Origin of the sequence: Bifidobacterium asteroides, assembly GCF_030758775.1 — a bacterium.
Taxonomy (GTDB): domain Bacteria; phylum Actinomycetota; class Actinomycetes; order Actinomycetales; family Bifidobacteriaceae; genus Bombiscardovia; species Bombiscardovia kimbladii.
Genome location: NZ_CP132384.1, coordinates 844,422 through 862,606, shown reverse-complemented (window position 1 = coordinate 862,606; position 18,185 = coordinate 844,422). Strand labels below are relative to the sequence as shown.

Below are 18,185 nucleotides of genomic sequence, written 5' to 3'. Positions count from 1 at the left end.
GTGCTCACTTCCCTTGATCCGCGGTCATAGTGCCGTGGGTGGTCACGATCCGGTCGACAAAGCCGTACTCCAGGGCCTGTTGGGCCGTGAACCAGTGATCGTATTCGTTGTCCCGGTAGATCTCTTCCAAGGTGTGGCCGGTCTGCTCGGCCGTCAGCTGGGAGAGTGTGCGCTTCATGTCCATGATCAGCTCGGCGTTGATCCTGACATCAGTGGCCGTGCCTCCGACGCCGCCCGAAGGCTGATGCATGAGCACCCGTGCATGGGAGGTGACGAAGCGCTTGCCCTTGGCCCCGCTGGAGAGCAGGAACTGGCCCATGGAGGCCGCCATGCCGACTGCGACCGTAGCCACGTCGGGCTCGATCAGCTGCATGGTGTCGTAGATGGCCATGCCGGCCGTAATGGAGCCGCCAGGCGAATTGATGTAGAGCCAGATATCCTTCTTGGGATCCTCGGCCGCCAGCATCAGCATCTGTGCGCAGATGACGTTGGCGTTGGCGTCCTTGACCTCGTCCCCCAGCCAGATGATCCTGTCCTTGAGCAGTCGGTTGAAGATGGGATCGGTCGGCGTAGGGGCCTCCCCCTCCTCCATCACGGGACTGGTTGCCAATGAGTTGTTCACCCTGTCTCCTTCGATAAACGTATCTGTATTGAGAGTAGCCCCCGCAATCGACGCGGTCTTGGTCTTTCTGCTCTTTGCGCAACCGCTACGACAGGGCCGCACCCAGGCTGTTTCGCCACTGGGTGCGGCCCTGTTCGCTGCTTTGAAAGCTACTCCTGATCCTGGGAGAGCTGGTCAGCCACTTCGGCCGCGGCGGAGGCAGCCTGGACACTCTCGTCCTGCTCCTCCTGGGCCTCAGGCTCATCCTCGCCCAGGAAACGGCTCAGATCCACCTCCTGGCCATCGGGATCCTTGAAGGTAACAGCCCGCATGCCGGCCAGCATGCCCTTGGAGCGGCCGACCTCCTGCACGGCCGAACCCAGCTGGCCGTTGCGGACGATGCCGTTGATGAAGGCGCTGGGATCCATGCCATACTGCTGAGCGATGGAAGCCAGGAAGTTGGTCACGTCGGCCTGGCTGACCGTGATGCCCAGCTTCTCAGCCAGAGCGTCCAGGGTCATCTGGTCGCGCAGCTCCTTCTCGACACTCTTCTCGGCCTCGGCCTTCTCATCCTTGCTGGCCTTGTCGGGATCCTTGCCGGTGTTCTTGAGCTGATCGGTCACCATGGACTGCTTGATGCCCTTGGGCACCGGGATGTCCAGGCCGTCCTGGAGCTTGGCGATGAAGGCGTCGCGTGCGTCAGTGGCCTGCCGACCCTCGGCATCCACCTGGCACTGCTTGCGCACGTCCTCGCGCAGCTCCTTCAGGGTCTCGAACTCCGAAGCCTCCTTGGCGAACTCGTCGTCCAGGTCGGGCAGCTCTTCGGCCTTGACCGAGTTGACCTTGACCTTGATCTGGGCCTTCTCGCCCTGGTGCTCGCCGGCCTCCAGGGTGCCCTCGAAGGTGGTCTCCTCCCCGGCGGACAACCCGTCCAAGGCCTCATCCAGGCCGTCCAGCATGGTGTTGGAGCCCAGCTCGTAGCTGACCCCCTGCTGGGAGTCCACGGACTCGCCGTCGATGACGGCATCCAGGTCGATGTTGGCATAGTCGCCCTTGGAGGCGGGACGATCCACGCTGACCAGGGTGCCGAAGCGCTGACGCAGGTTGTCCAGACGCTTGTCCACATCCTCGTCGGTGACGGCGGGCTTGGGGACCTCAATCTCCATGCCCTCGATGTCGGGCAGCTCGAACTTGGGACGAATCTCCACCTCAGCGGTGAACTTGAGCTTGGTGTCGTCCTTGGCCGAGGAAGGCATGTCCTTGACATCGATCTGCGGCTGGGCCATGGCGTGCAGCTGCTTCTCCTCCAGAGCCTTGGAGTAGAGCTCGGGCACGCCGGCGTTGACAGCCTCGCCCGCCACGCTGGCAAAGCCCACACGCTGATCGATGATGGGTCCGGGCACATGGCCCTTGCGGAAGCCGGGAATGGTTACCTGCTTGCCGATCTCCTTACGGGCCTGATCCAGGTAGGGGTTCAGCTCATCGGGATCGACGGTGATGGTGAGCCTGACCTTGGTGGGCTCGAGGTTTCTGACGCTGATTTTCACGCTGCGCTCCAATTCATCCAAACCGTTTGATCTGCCAGTAAGGCAACCGTTACATAATAGCGCGAGTCAGGGACTCTGACAGGAGCGAAACCTGCCAGGGACGGGCGCCCTCCTGACGCAGGAAGTCGGCCACATCCCGCTTCTCCGGTTGATCGGTCCAGCAGAGGTTGCGCAGGTAGCGGGGCTTGATCAGAATCTCGTCGGGGGTGTTGGTCTGGCGTCCCACCTCTGTCACCGCCTTGCGCGCTGCCTCCAGCCTGGCATATCGTTCCGGGTGGCGGTGCCGCCAGACCTGCATGGACTTAGGGGCATTGGTCTCCTCACACCGCGGCTTGGGAGGCACAGGCAGCTCTTCGGCGGGCAGATGCAACGCATCCAAAATGGCCTGTTTCCAGACTGAGGGTCTGACCCGGCGCTGGATGGGAGCATAGCGCTCGAACATGCGGTCCTGCTCACCACCGGTGTGGATTCTGACCCGTTCATTCAAGGATCTGATGGCTCGGAACTGGGCGTTGTTGCGGGGCTTGAGCCTGCCGGCCTCGATGATGGCCTTGTCGGGCAGGAGCAGCGTCGGAGCGATGTCGTTGCGCCGGGCCAACTGGTCTCGGGTGGTCCACAGCGAACGGGCCACAGCAAGGCCTCGACGGTCATTGTGCAGGGCATTGATATGCGAAATATGCCGCCAGGGCTGCTCGGGCTCCGGCTTGGGGATTTTGCCCTGCTCCAGCAGCCAGGTGAATTCCTGCCTGGCCCACTCATCCTTGCCGTGACGGCGCAGATCCTCCAGCTCGCACGATCGCACCTGATCCAGCAGCTCCACATCCAAGGCGGCGTAATTGCGCCAATCACGCGGCAGTGGGCGGTAGGACCAGTCTGCGGCAGAGTGCTCCTTGGCCAGGGTCAGCCCCAGATAGTGTGCGGTCACTGCAGACAGGCCGTAATGACCGAGATTAAGCATCCTGGCCGCCAGCTCGGAGTCGAAGAGCGATGAGGGCCTCATGCCCAGTGCGTAGAAGCCTGGCAGATCCTGGGGGGAGTCATGAATGATCCACTGGGCACCATCAACGGCCTTATTGAATTCCGACCAGTCGCAGCCCGCCTGCGTCAGAGCCGGTGGGTCCAGCAGGAATATCCCCGCCCCCTGGCGCTTGAACTGGACCAGGTAGTCGTCGTGGCCATAGCGGAAGCCTGATGCGCGTTCAGCGTCCGCGGCCAGCGCACCACTCCCCTGGGACAGCAGCCGACATGCCCGGCGGTATCCGGCCATATCGTCGATGACCGACGGTACACCCTGGGCGGGCTCTGAAAGCAGCTGCGTCTTAGGATCCGTGGTCACCTGCGCTCAACCTCTTTTTTAGTTTGTCTTCCATAACGCCACCGGGCCGACCAGGCCCGGAAAACACTCGCCTGAAAGCATAGTCCATGGCCTCAACCCGCTGACAATCGTTTACCGAGCATGACTGGTCAGCAATTTATCGATTTACAGTGTCGGTCATCTATTGGATCCGCCACCCATTGGCTCTTCCCACCATTAAGTCGGTCATTCAGCGTGCAAGGCATTCAGTGAGTCGGTCATTCGCTGATTGGCTGGCTGGCCTGCGCCCAAGCAAACAAAACTCCCCACGGCATCTGCCGTGAGGAGTCACAAGTTGATTATTCGGGTTGCTCCTAGGACCGCCCGGGAACCACAGTGGGTTCTGCGGCTCAGTAGACCACGAAGCCGTGGGCCTCAAGCTGCTTCTTGACCCGATCCTTCAGGGCCGCCGAAGGGCCTTTGGCGTCCTCCAGCGGGTAGGGAATGCGCAACTCGTGCCACTTGGGCCGTCCAAGCTGATGGAAGGGAAGCACGTCAATGTGCTCGATGGCATCCTTGAACTGTTCGCACACCCGCGCGACGTTCTCGACGTTCTCCTCGGAGTCGGTCAGCCCCGGCACCAGCACGAAGCGAACCCAAATCTTGCTGCCACGGGCAGCCAGACGCTTGCCGAATTCGATTGTGGGGGCCAACGTGCCGCCGGTCACCTTCTTATAGGTGGCCTCGTCGCCGGATTTGACGTCCAGCAGACACAGGTCGATATCGTCAATCATGGCATCGGTGTAGTTGCGATTGAGGAAGCCCGAGGTGTCCAGGCAGGTGTGGACGCCCATCTCCTTGGCAGCGCGAAAGACGCGTGAGACAAAGGCTGCCTGCATCATGGACTCGCCGCCGCTGAAGGTGATTCCTCCGCCCGTACTCTTGAAGAGGTCCTGGTAACGGGCCACCTTATCGATCATGGCCTGTAGGTATACGGGCTGGCCATCGCGCATCTTCCAGGTGTCAGGATTCTGGCAGTACTGGCAGCGCAGGGGGCATCCGCTCATGAAGACGGTCATCCTTGTGCCCGGCCCGTCCACTGAGGTATTGATGTCCCAGGAGTGAACAAATCCGATGTCGCCCGTGCGCAGGGCATTCATACGGTCGTGCCGGTCCAGTCCAATGGGCGATTCGAACCCCGAAAGGCCGCCCATCAGGGTCTGGCTCTGGTAGACCTTGGATTCCTTGAGCATGTGCGGCTGTGTGGTATGGAAGGTGGTGGTCTCCGTCATTGGATCCTCCTGAAAAAGACGAAAAGGGGGCGGGGCCTTGGTGCGCCCCGCCCCATGATTCACCGTCTCATCAACGGTTGACTATCGCACAAGGGCGATCAGTCGGTCACCGCGCCCTGGTGGAAGGTGCGGGAGATCACGTCGAGCTGCTGCTCGCGAGTCAGCTTGACGAAGTTGACGGCGTAGCCCGAGACGCGCACGGTCAGGTGCGGGTACTTCTCGGGGTGCTCGACGGCATCCTCCAGCTGCTCCTTGCGCAGGACGTTGATGTTGGCGTGGTAGAGCCCGTGGCCGTTGCCGGCGTCCAGGATGCCCACCAGGTTGTTGATGCGCTCATCCTCATCGCGGCCCAGGCCGTCAGGGGTGATCGTGTTGGTCAGCGAGATGCCGTCCAGGGCGTCGTCGTAGTCGATCTTGCCCACGGAGAACATGGAGGGCAGCATGCCGTGCGAATCCATGCCGTTCTCGGGGTTGGCGCCGGGAGCGTACGGGGTGCCCTTCTTGTGGCCGGAGGGGAAGGACCCGGTGTTCTTGCCATACTCCACGTTGGAAGTAATGGTCAGGATGGACTGGGTCGGCACAGCGCCACGGTAGACGGGCAGACGCTTGATCTGGCCCATAACGGTGGACACAGTCCACTTGGCCAGGTCGTCAGCGCGATCGTCGTCGTTGCCGTAGATCGGGAACTCGCCGACGGTCTTGTAGTTGACGATCAGGTCGTCGTCAGCGCCCTCGACATACTCAGGTGTGCCCTTGGCATCCTTGTTGTAGATCGGGTAGACCTTGGCGTACTTGATAGCCGACAGTGAGTCAGCGGCGATGGACAGGCCGGACATGCCGCAACCCAGGGTGCGGTAGACCTCCTTGTCGTGCAGGGCCATCTCAATGGACTCGTAGTCGTACTTATCGTGCATGTAGTGGATGATGTTCAGGGCCTCGACATAGGTCTCGCTCAGCCACTCCAGGGCCTTCTCGTAATTGTCCTTGACCTCTTGGAAGTCCAGAGAACCGTCTTCCTTGGGGGTGACAGGCTTGATCACGTCCTTGTCGATGACCTGCATGCCGGTCATCTCGTCACGGCCGCCGTTCATGGCGTAGAGCAGGGCCTTGGCGGAGTTGACGCGAGCGCCGAAGAACTGCATCTGCTTGCCGACCCTCATGGGGGAAACGCAGCAGGCGATGGCAGCGTCATCGCCCCAGTGGGCGCGAATGTCCTTGTCGGACTCGTACTGGATGGCGGAGGTGTCGATGGAGATACGGGCGCAGAAGCGCTTGTAGCCCTCAGGCAGCTTCGGATCCCAGAAGATGGTGATGTTGGGCTCGGGGCCGGGTCCAAGGTGCTCCAGGGTCAGGGTTGCCAGCAGACGGAAGGAGGTCTTGGTGACCATGGGCCTGCCGTCATCGCCGAAGCCAGCGTCGGACCAGGTGGCCCAGTAGGGGTCGCCCGAGAAGATGTTGTCGTAGTCCTTGGTCCGCAGGAAGCGCACGATGCGCAGCTTCATCACGATGTTGTCGATGATCTCCTGGGCATCGGTCTCGTCGATCAGGCCAGCGGCCAGATCACGCTCGAAGTAGACGTCGAAGAATGCGGACAGACGGCCGATGGACATTGCGGCGCCGTCCTGGCTCTTGACCGAGGCCAGGTAGGCCATGTAGGTCCACTGGACAGCTTCCTTGGCGTTCATGGCAGGACGGCTCAGATCCAGGCCGTACTCCTTGCCCAGGTTCAGCAGCTGCTTCAGAGCCTTGATCTGCTCGGCGTGCTCCTCGCGGAAGCGGATCCAGTGCTCGATCTCTTCCTCGGTGAAGTCGTTGCGGTAAGGAATCGAATCCTTGTCGGCCTTCTTGCGGGCAATCAGCTCGTCAATGCCGTAGAGGGCCACACGACGGTAGTCGCCAATGATGCGGCCACGGCCGTAAGCATCGGGCAGACCGGTCAGAATCTTGTTGTGGCGGGCCAGCTTGATCCTCTTGGTGTAAACGTCGAAGACGCCATCGTTGTGGGTCTTGCGATACCGGGTGAAGATCTTCTTGACCTCGGGGTCGGGCTCCTTGCCGGCCTCCTTGAGGGCCTGCTCAACCATGCGCCAGCCGCCGTAGGGCATCATCGCACGCTTGCAGGGCACGTCGGTCTGTATGCCGACAATCACGTCATCCTGAGTCTCGCCGGCAGGCTTGCCGTCGATGTATCCGGCCGGGAAGGCGTCAATGCCCGCCGGAGTGTGGGTGTCCACGTCGTAGACGCGCTGCTTGCGCTCCACGGCGAGGAAATTGTCATCCAGGTAGTTCCACAGGAACTTGGTCTTCTCTGTGGCCGGTGCCAGGAAGGATTCGTCACCGGTGTACGGAGTGTAGTTCTTTTGAATGAAGTCGCGAACGTCGATGTCTTTCTTCCAGTCCTCGCCCTTGAAGCCCTTCCAAGCCTTGGCTTGCAGCTCTGCGGGAGAGACGGTGTTGGTCTCAACTGCTGTCATAGTCAACTCCTTGTTGATATGGTCAATGGCGCTTCCTCACACCACTGTCACTTTCAAGTATAGGGTGCGCACTACCACGGGAAACCGAATCGCGACGTGAGCTATATCACACTAAGGGCAGACTCGCAATGGACGCCACGCCCATATCTTGCAAACTCGCCCGGCACACCGTCTGAGTCCCGATTCGTTCTGCCTGAATGGCCGACTGGTCGCTAACGCTAGTGAGCGATCCAGCAGGAGCTTCATCTGTCAGCTGATGACTGTCCCTGCCCAGGGTCTCCCTCCCAGGCCTGCCGCCAGCGACGGTCTTCTTCATCCCATTCCTTGTTCCGGCGCTTGGCGATCTTCCAGGCATCGAGGGCCTCCTGCCTGCTGCGGTAGGGGCCCATCCGCCTGTCCTGGGGAGACAGCTTGCCCTGTTCGGGTTCGCCGGTGACGGTGTTGAAGTACCAGGCCGTTTGCTCTTGTTCGGAACCCATGGTGATCATTCCCTGAAGGCGTTGGTGACAGGCAGCCGACGGTCCCGGCCGAAGGCCAGGGAGGTGACCTTGGGCCCCAGCGGGTACTGACGCCGCTTCCACTCGGCCCGATCCACCAGCCGCATGACCGTGTCGACCGTGTCGGGATCGAAGCCATCTGCCAGAAGGTCGGCCCGACCATGCGCATGCTCGATGTATGCCTCGAGAACCTTGTCAAGCAGGCTGTAGTCGGGCAGGGAATCAGAGTCCTTCTGCCCTTGGCGCAGCTCGGCCGAGGGTGGCTTGACGATGGAATTGACCGGAATGGGCTCACGTTCGCCCCGTGCCTGGGCCTGGGCGTTGCGCCAGCGGGCCAGCTGCCAGACCCGGGTCTTGAGCAGATCCTTGATGGGCGCGTAGCCTCCGACCGCATCGCCATAAATAGTTGAGTAACCGCAGGCCAGCTCGGACTTGTTGCCTGTGGCTAGGGCCAGAAGCCCCTCGGCATTGGCGTAAGCCATGACGATGACGCCGCGTATCCGGGCCTGCAGGTTCTCTTCAGCCACCCCTTCCAGATGCAGCTGCCCTTGGAAGGCATTGAATTCCGGGCCTATGGCTTGGACCACGTAACGCACGCCCAGACGCTGGGCCAGGTCGGCGGCATCATCCCGGGAGCCTTCCGAGGAATAGCGGCTGGGCATGGAAATGCCGCGCACGTGCTCCCCCCCGCAGGCATCGGCGGCCATGGTGGCCACCAGGGCCGAGTCGATCCCGCCTGAGAGCCCCAGGCAGACGCCAGTGAAGTGATTCTTGGCCATATAGTCTTGTAGCCCCAGCACGCAGGCCCGATAGACCTCCTCGTCTCCAGGCATCTCTTCGGCCATGCATGACTTGCTGGGCATTGGGCGCTCCCCTCGTGCAGGCAAGGTCCACGTGGACAGATCCTGGACGAACCTGGGCGAGCGCTCCAGCAGGGTGCCATCCTGGTCCACCACAAAGCTGCCGCCGTCGAAGACCAGATCGTCCTGCCCGCCCACCTGGTTCAGGTAGAGCAGAGGCGCGCCGACCTGTTTGGCCCGGCGAGTCGCCAGCTCGTAGCGGACATGCCCCTTGCCCTCCTCGAAGGGGGAGCCATTGATGGTCACCAAGAGATCGATGTCCCGTCCAGCCAGGTCGCTGATGGGGTCGCCCTCCTGCCAGATGTCCTCGCAGATGGCCAGCCCTATCCGGTGCCCCTGCACCTCCAGGACCACGGTTCTGTCCCCCGGAGTAAAAATCCTGTACTCGTCAAAGACCCCGTAGTTGGGCAGGAAGTGCTTGTCGTAGCCGGCCTCGACCCGACCCTGGTGCAGAACCACCAGCCGGTTGCGGGGTCGATCCTGATCCGTATCGGTGCCCACAGTCCCCACAATCACATACAGATTGCCCAGACCCTGCTCCTCCAGCTGCCTGGCCAGACGGTCGGCCCGAGACCAGGCGGCCCGACGGAAGCTGGCGCGGAATGCCAGGTCCTCGATTGGGTAGCCGGTCAGGCTCATCTCGGGAAAGACCACCAGGGTCGCCCCCTGCCCCGCCGCCTTTCGGGAGTAGTCCATAATAATGTCAGCGTTGCCGTCAAGATCGCCCACACAGGTGTCGATCTGAGCCAGAGCCACCAGCAGATCGCCATCCCGCTGCGGCTGTTCGTCTTGTATGCCCATACCCATGATTCTAAACCGTGCAGGAAGGGACCCGGGAAAAGCAGGATCGCGGACGCCTCAGACCTTGTCGGCTCCAGCCTTGCGGGCGGCCCGACGCACCAGCACCGAGGCAGCCAGTCCCACGAGAAGCAGCAGGACTGCAAAGCCCATGGCCCACTGGGCGCCCTGGGTGAATCCCTCGGTCAGGGCATTGGTCACCTGAGGACCCAGGGCTCCAAGCCGACCCCGTGTGCCCTGGGCGCGCAGGCCGACGATGGCATTCCCGGCAGAGGACTGAACGGATCTGACCAGGCCATCGGCCATCTGCGCCGAGATCCCCTTGAGCGCCGTCAGATGCCTTGGCAGCACCAGGCTCAGAGCCAGGGAGAGTGCGGAACCGGAGACTGCAGCACCCAGGGCAGTCCCCCACTGACGAATGGTGGACTGGGTGGCCGAAGCCTGGCCTGACTGGGCCACCGGAACACCGGAGAGCACCAGGCTGGTCAGCTGTGCCGAGGCAAAGCCCAGGCCGGCACCGTAGATGATCAGAGTCAGGGTCATGGGCCAGACCGGCACCGACCCGCGCATGAGCAGAATGGACAGGGCCACGCCGACGATCTCCATCAGCAGGCCCGTCTGCACCGTGCCGCCGGCCCCCAGACGGGCTGAGACCACCCGGGCCAGACCGCCCGAAACAACTGACCCCAGAGCCATGACGCCCAGGATGGATCCGGCCCCCAGTGGACTCAGGCCTCTGGCGTTGATCAGATAGAGGGGCAGGATGAACATGACTGCGAACTGACCAGCGTTGACGATGGCGGCCGTCAGGTTGCCCCAGCCGAAAGTGCCGATGGCGAACATGGAAACGTCCAGGATGACCATCCTGCCCCTGTGCGCCCTGGCCAGCTCGGTCAGCGCAAAGGCGGCCAGCAGGGCCAACCCCAGGAGCAGACTGACCGGGACCGGCGACAGGGGTGCCGATGCGGACCAGTGCAGAGGGCCCAAATCGAGTGCAGCGCGGGGGCGCCACCAGCCGTAGGTCTGCCCCTCGATCAGCGCAAAGACGACCAGAGCCGACCCCAGGGCCGAAAGGAGTATGCCCTTCCAATCGGCAAGCATCCCCCACCGGTCGCCGGTCCGCCGGGGCGCTGACTTGGTCTCGGGCACAAAGACTGCGCTAGTCAGGAGGACGATCAGGCCCAGGGGCAGATTGACCAGGAAAATCCACCGCCATCCGATGGTGCTGGTGAAGACCCCGCCCAGGAAGGGGCCGACCGCCGCAGCAGAGGACATGACGGCCCCCCAGATGCCGAATGCAGTAGCCCGGTGACGACCCCGGAAGGTGGCGGACACGGTAGACAGGGTGGATGGCATGACCAGGGAACCACCGATTCCCTGAACAAGCCTGGCCAGAAGCAGCATTGAGCCGGAGGAGGCCGATGCGGCGAAGACGGAACCCAGCACAAAGATGACCGTGCCCACCTGCAGGATCCGCTTGCGTCCGATCATGTCCCCCAGTCGACCGGAAGGCAGGAGCAGGGCCGCCAGGACGATGCTGTAGAGGGCGGTCACCCACTGGGCCTGAGCCAGGTTGATGTGGATGGCAGCGATGATGGAGGGGATGGAGACGTTGACGATGGACGAATCCAGCACAATCATGGCCAGACCCAGGGCCAGCACCCAGAGGGCACGCCAGGGCGGTGCTGCCTCCTGAGACTCTTGACGGTTCTTCTGGATGCCCATCTTCACGTCCGTACTTGCCGATCCGGTCATCGGAGCTCCCCTCACCCTGGTCTGCGAATTTTTTGCGACTATACGTCGCGAAAACATATCTGGCAAGTTCACTCAGCGCGGACAAGCCGCACGCTGAACCAGTCCTTACAGCTTGGTTCCTCAGCAAATAGGCCATATCATATGCCCCAAGACCGGCCCAGCCCGATTCCCAATCGCTGCACCCAGGAGGCCGGACCAAGGAGAACCATGCCCAGGATCCGCGAATCCACACTCCAGGAGCACCGCGCCAAGACCTTGGACCAGATCATCGCCGCCGCCGAGGCCATCCTGCGCACTGGCGGGCGAGGCCAACTGACCATGGCCGAGGTGGCCCGGCGCGCCAATCTTGCCCGGAACTCCCTCTACCGCTACGCCCGGGACGCCGACCAGCTCTGCGACATGGTCATGGAACGGCACCTGCCCGACTGGGGCCGTGCCCTGGACCAATCCCTGGGCAAGGCAGAAGACCCGCGCCGGACGATCGAGGTCTGGACCCGCACCAATCTGGAGCAGGCCGGACTGCACGGACACGGCTGGCTGATGAACCTCTACGCCGAGCAGCACGACGAGCAGCTACGCCAGGCCCTGATCTATGGCAACCCTTCGAATTCCCATGAGCCCGCCCCAGGGAGCGACCAGTCCACAGGCCGGCAGGTCAAAGCCCTGCTGGACTTCCACCGACAGGTCAACCAGCCGCTGATCCAGGCATGGACGGCCCTGCGCCCAGCAGATCCGGCCATGGGCGTGGAGGTGACGCGAGGCATCGTCCAATCAGGCATGCGGCTGATTGATGCCCTGGACCAGGAGCTCGCCCCCGAGCAGCGGCAGAAACGACTGACTATCATCATCGAGAAGGTGACCGCCTGCGCCAAGGCCGTCACCGCCACCCTGACGGAAGGATCCACATGCGCCTGATCGGCAACATCTGCTGGCTGCTGCTGGGAGGACTGGCCATTGCCCTGGCATGGGCCCTGATAGGCATCCTGCTCTGCCTGACCGTGGTGGGCATCCCCTTCGGTCTGCAGGCCTTCAAGATGGCCAGACTGACTTTGACCCCCTTTGGCCGACAGGTCATCTATGGCGGCGGGCTGGGATCATGGCTGGCCAATCTGCTCTGGATCATTCTGGGCGGCTGGTGGCTGGCCCTGGCCTATCTGGTGGCCGGACTGGTCACCATGTTGACCGTGGTGGGCATCCCCTTCGGTCTGCAGGCCTTCAAGATGGCCCGCCTGGCCCTGATGCCCTTCGGATCCTCAGTGTGAGTCGCCATCTTATGAAAGGATTGGTGACATGAGCACAGTTATCATGCATACCTCGGAGGGCGATATTCGCCTGGACCTCTTTGACGATCAGGCCCCTGAAACCGTAGCCAACTTCCTGGATCTGGCCGCAGGCCGCAAAAACTGGACCGACCCCGAGACGGGCCAGAAGCGTCAGGATCCCTTCTATGACGGCCTGACCTTCCACCGGATCATCAAGGACTTCATGATCCAGGGCGGCTGCCCGCTGGGCACGGGCACGGGCGGCCCAGGCTACGAGTTCGATGACGAGATCGATCCCTCTCTGACCTTTGAGGAACCCTACAAGCTGGCCATGGCCAATGCAGGGCTGCGCCGGGATCCGGCCACAGGAAAGACCCACGGCACCAACGGATCACAGTTCTTCATCACCACCGTGCCCACCCCCTGGCTCAACGGGCATCACACCATCTTCGGCCAAGTGGCTGATGAGGATTCCCGGAAGGTAGTCGACAAGCTGGACGCCGTAGCCACCGATTCGAACGACCGTCCCCTTGAGCCGGTCTTCATCAACAGCGTCGAAGTCCTCTGAGCCGGGCCGGGGATGGTTTCGAAAAAGACACCCAGCAGATTCCAGCCCGGCACACGCAGCTACACCATGTCCCGAATCAGGGGCACGGAGACATCAATAGAACGACAGGTCCGGTCCTACCTCTTCTCGCGCGGTCTGCGGTTTCGCAAGAACGACAAGAGGTATCCGGGCCATCCTGATGTGGTACTGCCCAAGTGGCGGGCCATGGTATTCGTCAATGGCTGTTTCTGGCACATGCATCAGGGCTGTGCCAAATTCTCACTTCCCAAATCCAATGTGGAATATTGGACCACAAAGCTGACAAGGAACCGTCTGCGGGATCAGGAACAGGGCGAAAAACTGAAAGCCATGGGTTGGCGGGTTTTCACAGTCTGGGAGTGCCAGCTGGACACCCGACATGCCGAGGAAACCCTGAAGAAATTGTATGAGGCCATCACAGCAGATGACCATCCAAACGAAGGAGTCAAGGATGAGTAGATTGAACGGCAAAGGACAAGAGGCTGAGCAGAAGGGCATGCGGGTCAACTTCGCCATTCTCGGCGCCGGACGGATAGCCAACGCCCTGGCCAAGACGGTGGTCATGATGGCCAAAGACCAGCAATACAGCCATCTGGTTGCCCCATACGCCGTGGCCTCGAGGGATGGGGATCGCGCAGCCGCTTTCGCCAAAAAATATGGATTCGAGCACTCTTATGGTTCCTACCAGGAGCTCCTGGACGATCCCCAAGTGGATCTGGTCTACATCGCCACGCCTCACAGCCTCCACGCCGAACAGGCCATCGCCTGCATGAAGGCGGGAAAGAACGTGCTGGTCGAGAAGTCCTTCGCCGCCAACGCCGATCAGGCCAGGCAGGTCATTGAAACATCCGAGAGCACAGGCCTGCTCTGCACCGAGGCCATCTGGACCAGGTACATGCCCTCGCGCTCCATCATCGACGACATCGTCTCCTCGGGAGAAATCGGCACCGTCAGAACGGTCACCGCCAACCTGGGATATGTCACCGTGGATAAGGCCAGAATGACCGACCCGGCCCTGGCCGGCGGCGCCCTGCTCGACGTAGGTGTCTACCCTCTCAACTTCATCGACATGGTCATGGGACCCAAGCCTATTGAGCGGGTCTGCACGGATTGGGTCCGCAGCCCGGAGGGCGTGGACAGCCAGAACTCCACGACCATTCTCTACCAGGATGGATCCATGGGGGCAGCGACCAGCTCCATGGTCTCGGCCAGTGACCGGACCGGCAGCATCTGCGGAGACCAGGGTTACCTGCAGTGCGCCAACATCAACAACGTGGAGTCAATCGACCTGTACGACGCGGATCACCAATTGAAGAAGCACTACCCCATTCCCGACCAGCTGACCGGTTATGAGTATGAGGTGTCCAGTGCAGCGCAGGCCATTCTGGACGGCAAGATCGAGTGCGCCCAGATGCCCCACAAGGACACCCTGCGGATCATGGAGCTCATGGACTCTCTGCGCCGCCAGTGGGGCCTGGTCTTCCCCTTCGAATCATGAACCAGCAATGCGAATGGGGGCTGATGCCGCAATCGCCACGGCATCAGCCCCCATTCAGATCATCCAGGAAAGCCCTGCTTCATTCCTTTCTCACGAAAGTCACCAGACGCTGGAGGATGACAAAGACCAGGATCATCAGACCGACCACGATGGTGACGGCCTCAGCCGGGACTCCGAAGTCCGAGGTCAGAGGATCGATGATCGAGCGGACCAGCGCACCTATGACAGAACCCAGCACGTAGCCGTAACCGCCAGTGATCAGGGTGCCGCCGATGACGACCGCAGCTACAGCGTCCAGCTCCCAGCCCACGCCCATGGTGTTCTTGGCTGAACCGATGCCAGCCACATAGACGATGGAAGCGATGGAGGCCAGGACAGCCGAAGTCAGGTAGATGACATACTGCGTCCGCTTGACCGGAAGGCCCATCAGCTCGGCCGAGGACCGGGAACCGCCGATGGCGTAGATGGTACGGCCCGTCCTGGTCTTGTGGAGGATGACATAGCTGACTGCCACAACGACCAGAGCGACTACCACGCCGAAGTTCAGCGAAAGATCATTGGAAATCTTCGGGTTGTCGATGATCTTCAGTCCCTCGCCGCCGATCCAGCTGAAGTTGTTGTTCTGCGGCATATTGAGCGAGTCAGTCGAGATGATGGAGGCTATGCCCCTGGCAAGGAACATAGTGGACAGCGTGGCGATGAAGGGCTGCATGTTGAACTCTTCAATGAGCACACCGGCCAGCAGTCCAAAGACCGCACCGATGGCGATCATGATGACGATGACCAGTGACGCCGGCACACCGGCAATCATGAGCTTGACACCGACCACGCCGGTGATGGCCACTATGGCACCAACGCTCAGATCGATGCCGCCGGTGAGGATGGGGAAGGTCATGGCTACTGCCAGGATCACCAGGTAGGCGTGGTCCATGAACAGGGAGGACATGAATCCCAGCCGGATATAGGTGCCGAAGAGCACCTGGCCCATGATCAGCATGAGCAGGAAGATGACCACGGCAGCAACTGTCGGAATGGCCCTGGGGCTCAGCCGGAAACCTGCTTGTCTGCTTGCACTCTTCTTCATCATGCCACCACCTCTGCAGACTGCCTCATGGCACGCCTGCGTTTGAACTCAGCGACCGCGTTGTGCACCTTGGGCGCCTGCATGACGCAGATGATGATGACCACCACGGCGAAGAAGGCTGGCGTGGCGGCTGAATCAATGCCCAGGGTGATGATGGTCTTGCGGATCATCGCAATGATCACGGCGCCGAAAGCGCTTCCCAGCAGCGAGAACTTGCCGCCCAGCAGGGAGGTGCCTCCAATGACCACAGCCAGAATGGCGTACATCTCCAGGTCCTGACCGGTCTTGACCACATCGACCCTCATCACTGAAGCAGTCGCGAACAGCCCTGCCACAGCGGCCAGCAGACCCGAGATGGCGTAGACCAGGAAGAGGATCCGACGGGGCTTGATGCCGGTCATTCGGCTGGCTTCCTGGTTGATGCCCACCGACTCGATCATCATGCCGGCTGCCGTCTTCCTCATCAGAAGACCGACAAGGCAGACGATGATCACGGCTATGACAAAATTGGCCGGGATTCCCAGAATGAAGCCATTGGCCATCCAGCGCAACGGTCCGCTGCCGGCCACGCCTGAAGCGTCGGCATTCTGCCCATTGGTGATGACCTTGGCCAGTCCCCTGCCTGCCAGCATCATGATCAGCGTGGTGATGAAGGGCTGGAGTCCCAGAATGGAGACCAAGGCGCCGTTGATGCAGCCCAGAACCAGACCTACGGCCAGGGAAATCAGAATGGCCATCCAGACGTTCACCCCGTTGATCAGCATCTGCATGGCTGCAGCTCCGGCCACGGCCATGAGCGAGCCGACCGAAAGGTCGATGCCCGAGGTCGAGATGACCAGGGTCATGCCGGTGGCGATCATCAGGTATCGCGCAGACTCCTGGATCATGGTGATCAGGGGTCCTGCCAGGCCGCCTGTGCGCGGATTGTATGACAGGCTGAGGAAGGAATGATCCACTAGGGTGCAGACCACAATCAGCGCGAGGAAGGCGACCACGCTCCAAATCAGCTGATTGCCGAATATACGGCGCAGGAAGGATGGACCTTCATCCTCCGATTGCTGCTTGGCGGGCTTGCTCATCTTTCCTCCTTTCCTTGAGATTGTCCGGAGACCGAGGTGTTGGCTATGTCTTCCACGATGGTCTGCTGGGAAACCGTGTCATCGTTGTCCATCAGGTCGATCTTGTGACGGTCCTTGAGGACGGTTATCTGATCGGAGAGGCGGACGACCTCATCAAGCTCAGAGGAGATGAAGACCACGCTCATGCCCTGAGCGGCCAGATCCAGCACCGTCTGCTGGATCTCCGCCTTGGCGCCGATGTCGATTCCCCTGGTCGGTTCGTCCAGGATCAGCAGCTCGGGATCCGTGGCCAGCCACCTGGCCAGCAGGACCTTCTGCTGGTTTCCTCCTGAAAGGTTCTTGATCAGCCTGTCGGGATCGGCCGGGCGAACATTGAGCTCCTTGATGTACTTGTCGACTATCCGATCAGCCTCCTTCCTGGGGATTGGCCTGAACATGCCCCGGGTGGCCTGGAGGGCCAGGATGATGTTCTCCCTGACCGTCAGGTCGCCGATGATGCCCTCATCCCTTCTGTTCTCCGTAGAGTAGGCAATCTTGTTCTTCAGGGCGTTGGCTGGGCTGTCGATGGAGATCTTCTTCCCATCAAAGGTGTAGGTACCCTTGTCGGGCTTGTCTGCGCCGAAGAGCAGGCGGCCGATTTCGGTTCTGCCGGAACCCAGCAGGCCGGCCAGTCCCATGATCTTGCCCTTGAAAAGATCCATGTCGAAGGGGTAGATGCTGCCCTTTCTGCCGAAGCCGCGGACGCTGGCCAGAGGCCGGTCTGTTGCGGCTTGGGATGTCTCTTTCCTCGACTTGGTGCCGATCAGCGAGAGCTCATCGGCGTTCTTGCCGATCATCTTGGTAATAAGGACATCGCGCGGCATGTCCTTGACCATGGTCTCCTCGACGAATTTGCCATTGCGCAGAATGGTCATTCTGTCGGCGATCTCGTAGACCTGGTCCAGGAAGTGGGAAACGAACAGTATGGCGATGCCCCGGTCCCTGACCTTGCGCATGATCCGGAACAGATCCTGAACCTCATTGGCATCCAGCGAAGATGTCGGCTCATCCAGGATCAGGACCTTGGCATCGATGACCATGGCCCTGGCGATGGCCACCAGTTGCTGCATGGCTATGGATATCTCATTGAGCGGAGTGTGGGGATCCAGATCCGTCAGGCCCATCTGGGCCAGAAAGCCTTTGGCCGCCTCATGGGTCTTGCGCCAGTTGATGCCCAGGTGCCCCCTCACCTCGTGCCCGAGCATGACGTTTTCGCCCACGCTCAGATTGGTGCACAGGTTGACTTCCTGGTAGACCGTGGCGATGCCGGCGTTCTGCGCATCGGCTGTGCCGTTGAAAATCCTGTTTTGGCCGTTGACGGTGATGGTTCCCGCGTTGATTTTGTATACCCCGGTGAGCGCCTTGATCATGGTCGATTTGCCTGCGCCGTTCTCCCCCATGAGGGCATGGACCTCACCGGGGAACAGACGCAGATCGACATTGTCGAGCGCCTTGACACCAGGGAATTCAATGCTGATTCCCTTCATGGAGACCAAGGGTGCTTCTTTTGTCATTGTCT

The 18,185-nt window shown here is 61.4% G+C and carries 16 protein-coding genes; 5 read left to right on the top strand and 11 right to left on the bottom strand.

Annotated features, from left to right (window positions below):
* Positions 1 to 4 precede the first annotated feature (4 nt).
* The 8 genes from RAM15_RS03180 to RAM15_RS03145 form a co-directional block, all read right to left on the bottom strand.
* Entirely contained in the window at positions 5 to 592 is a 588-nt protein-coding gene (locus tag RAM15_RS03180; RefSeq protein WP_029678947.1) for an ATP-dependent Clp protease proteolytic subunit, read from the bottom strand.
* A gap of 179 nt (positions 593 to 771) precedes the next feature.
* Positions 772 to 2,148: a trigger factor gene (gene tig / locus RAM15_RS03175; protein ID WP_198201311.1), complete on the bottom strand. Its 1,377-nt coding sequence runs from the start codon at positions 2,146 to 2,148 to the stop codon at positions 772 to 774.
* A gap of 49 nt (positions 2,149 to 2,197) precedes the next feature.
* Positions 2,198 to 3,484, bottom strand: coding sequence for an HRDC domain-containing protein (locus RAM15_RS03170; protein WP_306222037.1), 1,287 nt, complete (start codon positions 3,482 to 3,484; stop codon positions 2,198 to 2,200).
* Positions 3,485 to 3,852: 368 nt separating this feature from the next.
* Positions 3,853 to 4,734, bottom strand: coding sequence for a pyruvate formate-lyase-activating protein (gene pflA, locus RAM15_RS03165; protein WP_015021700.1), 882 nt, complete (start codon positions 4,732 to 4,734; stop codon positions 3,853 to 3,855).
* Between the two features lie 98 nt (positions 4,735 to 4,832).
* Complete coding sequence (pflB, locus tag RAM15_RS03160; protein WP_046322815.1) at positions 4,833 to 7,208, bottom strand: formate C-acetyltransferase; 2,376 nt, start codon at positions 7,206 to 7,208, stop codon at positions 4,833 to 4,835.
* Positions 7,209 to 7,450: 242 nt separating this feature from the next.
* The gene (locus tag RAM15_RS03155) at positions 7,451 to 7,687 is read right to left on the bottom strand and encodes a hypothetical protein (protein WP_101432280.1); all 237 of its coding nucleotides are present in this window, start codon (positions 7,685 to 7,687) and stop codon (positions 7,451 to 7,453) included.
* A gap of 5 nt (positions 7,688 to 7,692) precedes the next feature.
* The gene (locus tag RAM15_RS03150; RefSeq protein ID WP_372338669.1) at positions 7,693 to 9,372 is read right to left on the bottom strand and encodes an NAD+ synthase; all 1,680 of its coding nucleotides are present in this window, start codon (positions 9,370 to 9,372) and stop codon (positions 7,693 to 7,695) included.
* A 51-nt stretch (positions 9,373 to 9,423) separates the two neighbouring features.
* On the bottom strand, positions 9,424 to 11,118 hold the full coding sequence (locus tag RAM15_RS03145; protein WP_306222036.1) for an MFS transporter: 1,695 nt from the start codon (positions 11,116 to 11,118) through the stop codon (positions 9,424 to 9,426).
* Positions 11,119 to 11,325: 207 nt separating this feature from the next.
* Here RAM15_RS03145 and RAM15_RS03140 point away from each other — a divergent pair, with 207 nt between their 5' ends.
* Genes RAM15_RS03140 through RAM15_RS03120 form a run of 5 tightly spaced genes read left to right on the top strand, consistent with a single transcriptional unit; the run spans position 11,326 to position 14,464 of the window.
* Positions 11,326 to 12,033, top strand: coding sequence for a TetR/AcrR family transcriptional regulator (locus RAM15_RS03140; protein WP_306222034.1), 708 nt, complete (start codon positions 11,326 to 11,328; stop codon positions 12,031 to 12,033).
* On the top strand, positions 12,024 to 12,380 hold the full coding sequence (locus RAM15_RS03135) for a YccF domain-containing protein (RefSeq protein WP_045924197.1): 357 nt from the start codon (positions 12,024 to 12,026) through the stop codon (positions 12,378 to 12,380). The genes RAM15_RS03140 and RAM15_RS03135 overlap by 10 nt, the downstream gene beginning before the upstream one ends.
* A gap of 28 nt (positions 12,381 to 12,408) precedes the next feature.
* On the top strand, positions 12,409 to 12,948 hold the full coding sequence (locus tag RAM15_RS03130) for a peptidylprolyl isomerase (RefSeq protein WP_306222032.1): 540 nt from the start codon (positions 12,409 to 12,411) through the stop codon (positions 12,946 to 12,948).
* A 12-nt stretch (positions 12,949 to 12,960) separates the two neighbouring features.
* The gene (locus RAM15_RS03125; protein WP_306222030.1) at positions 12,961 to 13,425 is read left to right on the top strand and encodes a very short patch repair endonuclease; all 465 of its coding nucleotides are present in this window, start codon (positions 12,961 to 12,963) and stop codon (positions 13,423 to 13,425) included.
* Entirely contained in the window at positions 13,418 to 14,464 is a 1,047-nt protein-coding gene (locus tag RAM15_RS03120) for a Gfo/Idh/MocA family protein (protein WP_306222029.1), read from the top strand. Before RAM15_RS03125 ends, RAM15_RS03120 begins: the two co-directional genes overlap by 8 nt.
* A gap of 79 nt (positions 14,465 to 14,543) precedes the next feature.
* On the opposite strand, the gene RAM15_RS03115 is transcribed toward RAM15_RS03120, so the two are convergent.
* The 3 genes from RAM15_RS03115 to RAM15_RS03105 are packed head-to-tail and all read right to left on the bottom strand — an operon-like array spanning position 14,544 to position 18,180.
* Entirely contained in the window at positions 14,544 to 15,551 is a 1,008-nt protein-coding gene (locus tag RAM15_RS03115) for an ABC transporter permease (protein WP_306222027.1), read from the bottom strand.
* The gene (locus tag RAM15_RS03110) at positions 15,548 to 16,627 is read right to left on the bottom strand and encodes an ABC transporter permease (RefSeq protein ID WP_045924192.1); all 1,080 of its coding nucleotides are present in this window, start codon (positions 16,625 to 16,627) and stop codon (positions 15,548 to 15,550) included. The genes RAM15_RS03115 and RAM15_RS03110 overlap by 4 nt, the downstream gene beginning before the upstream one ends.
* Positions 16,624 to 18,180 carry a sugar ABC transporter ATP-binding protein gene (locus RAM15_RS03105; protein WP_306222026.1) on the bottom strand — a complete coding sequence of 519 codons (1,557 nt, stop codon included), beginning with the start codon at positions 18,178 to 18,180 and terminating at the stop codon, positions 16,624 to 16,626. Before RAM15_RS03105 ends, RAM15_RS03110 begins: the two co-directional genes overlap by 4 nt.
* Positions 18,181 to 18,185 lie beyond the last annotated feature (5 nt).

Excerpts from the sequence above, each read along its gene's own strand:
- pflB (WP_046322815.1), bottom strand. The coding sequence starts at position 7,208 with ATGACAGCAGTTGAGACCAACACCGTCTCTCCCGCAGAGCTGCAAGCC.
- RAM15_RS03145 (WP_306222036.1), bottom strand. The coding sequence starts at position 11,118 with ATGACCGGATCGGCAAGTACGGACGTGAAGATGGGCATCCAGAAGAAC.
- RAM15_RS03135 (WP_045924197.1), top strand. The coding sequence starts at position 12,024 with ATGCGCCTGATCGGCAACATCTGCTGGCTGCTGCTGGGAGGACTGGCC.
- RAM15_RS03155 (WP_101432280.1), bottom strand. The coding sequence starts at position 7,687 with ATGGGTTCCGAACAAGAGCAAACGGCCTGGTACTTCAACACCGTCACC.
- pflA (WP_015021700.1), bottom strand. The coding sequence starts at position 4,734 with ATGACGGAGACCACCACCTTCCATACCACACAGCCGCACATGCTCAAG.
- RAM15_RS03105 (WP_306222026.1), bottom strand. The coding sequence starts at position 18,180 with ATGACAAAAGAAGCACCCTTGGTCTCCATGAAGGGAATCAGCATTGAA.
- RAM15_RS03140 (WP_306222034.1), top strand. The coding sequence starts at position 11,326 with ATGCCCAGGATCCGCGAATCCACACTCCAGGAGCACCGCGCCAAGACC.
- RAM15_RS03115 (WP_306222027.1), bottom strand. The coding sequence starts at position 15,551 with ATGATGAAGAAGAGTGCAAGCAGACAAGCAGGTTTCCGGCTGAGCCCC.
- RAM15_RS03110 (WP_045924192.1), bottom strand. The coding sequence starts at position 16,627 with ATGAGCAAGCCCGCCAAGCAGCAATCGGAGGATGAAGGTCCATCCTTC.
- RAM15_RS03125 (WP_306222030.1), top strand. The coding sequence starts at position 12,961 with ATGGTTTCGAAAAAGACACCCAGCAGATTCCAGCCCGGCACACGCAGC.
- RAM15_RS03150 (WP_372338669.1), bottom strand. The coding sequence starts at position 9,372 with ATGGGTATGGGCATACAAGACGAACAGCCGCAGCGGGATGGCGATCTG.
- RAM15_RS03120 (WP_306222029.1), top strand. The coding sequence starts at position 13,418 with ATGAGTAGATTGAACGGCAAAGGACAAGAGGCTGAGCAGAAGGGCATG.
- RAM15_RS03180 (WP_029678947.1), bottom strand. The coding sequence starts at position 592 with ATGGAGGAGGGGGAGGCCCCTACGCCGACCGATCCCATCTTCAACCGA.
- RAM15_RS03130 (WP_306222032.1), top strand. The coding sequence starts at position 12,409 with ATGAGCACAGTTATCATGCATACCTCGGAGGGCGATATTCGCCTGGAC.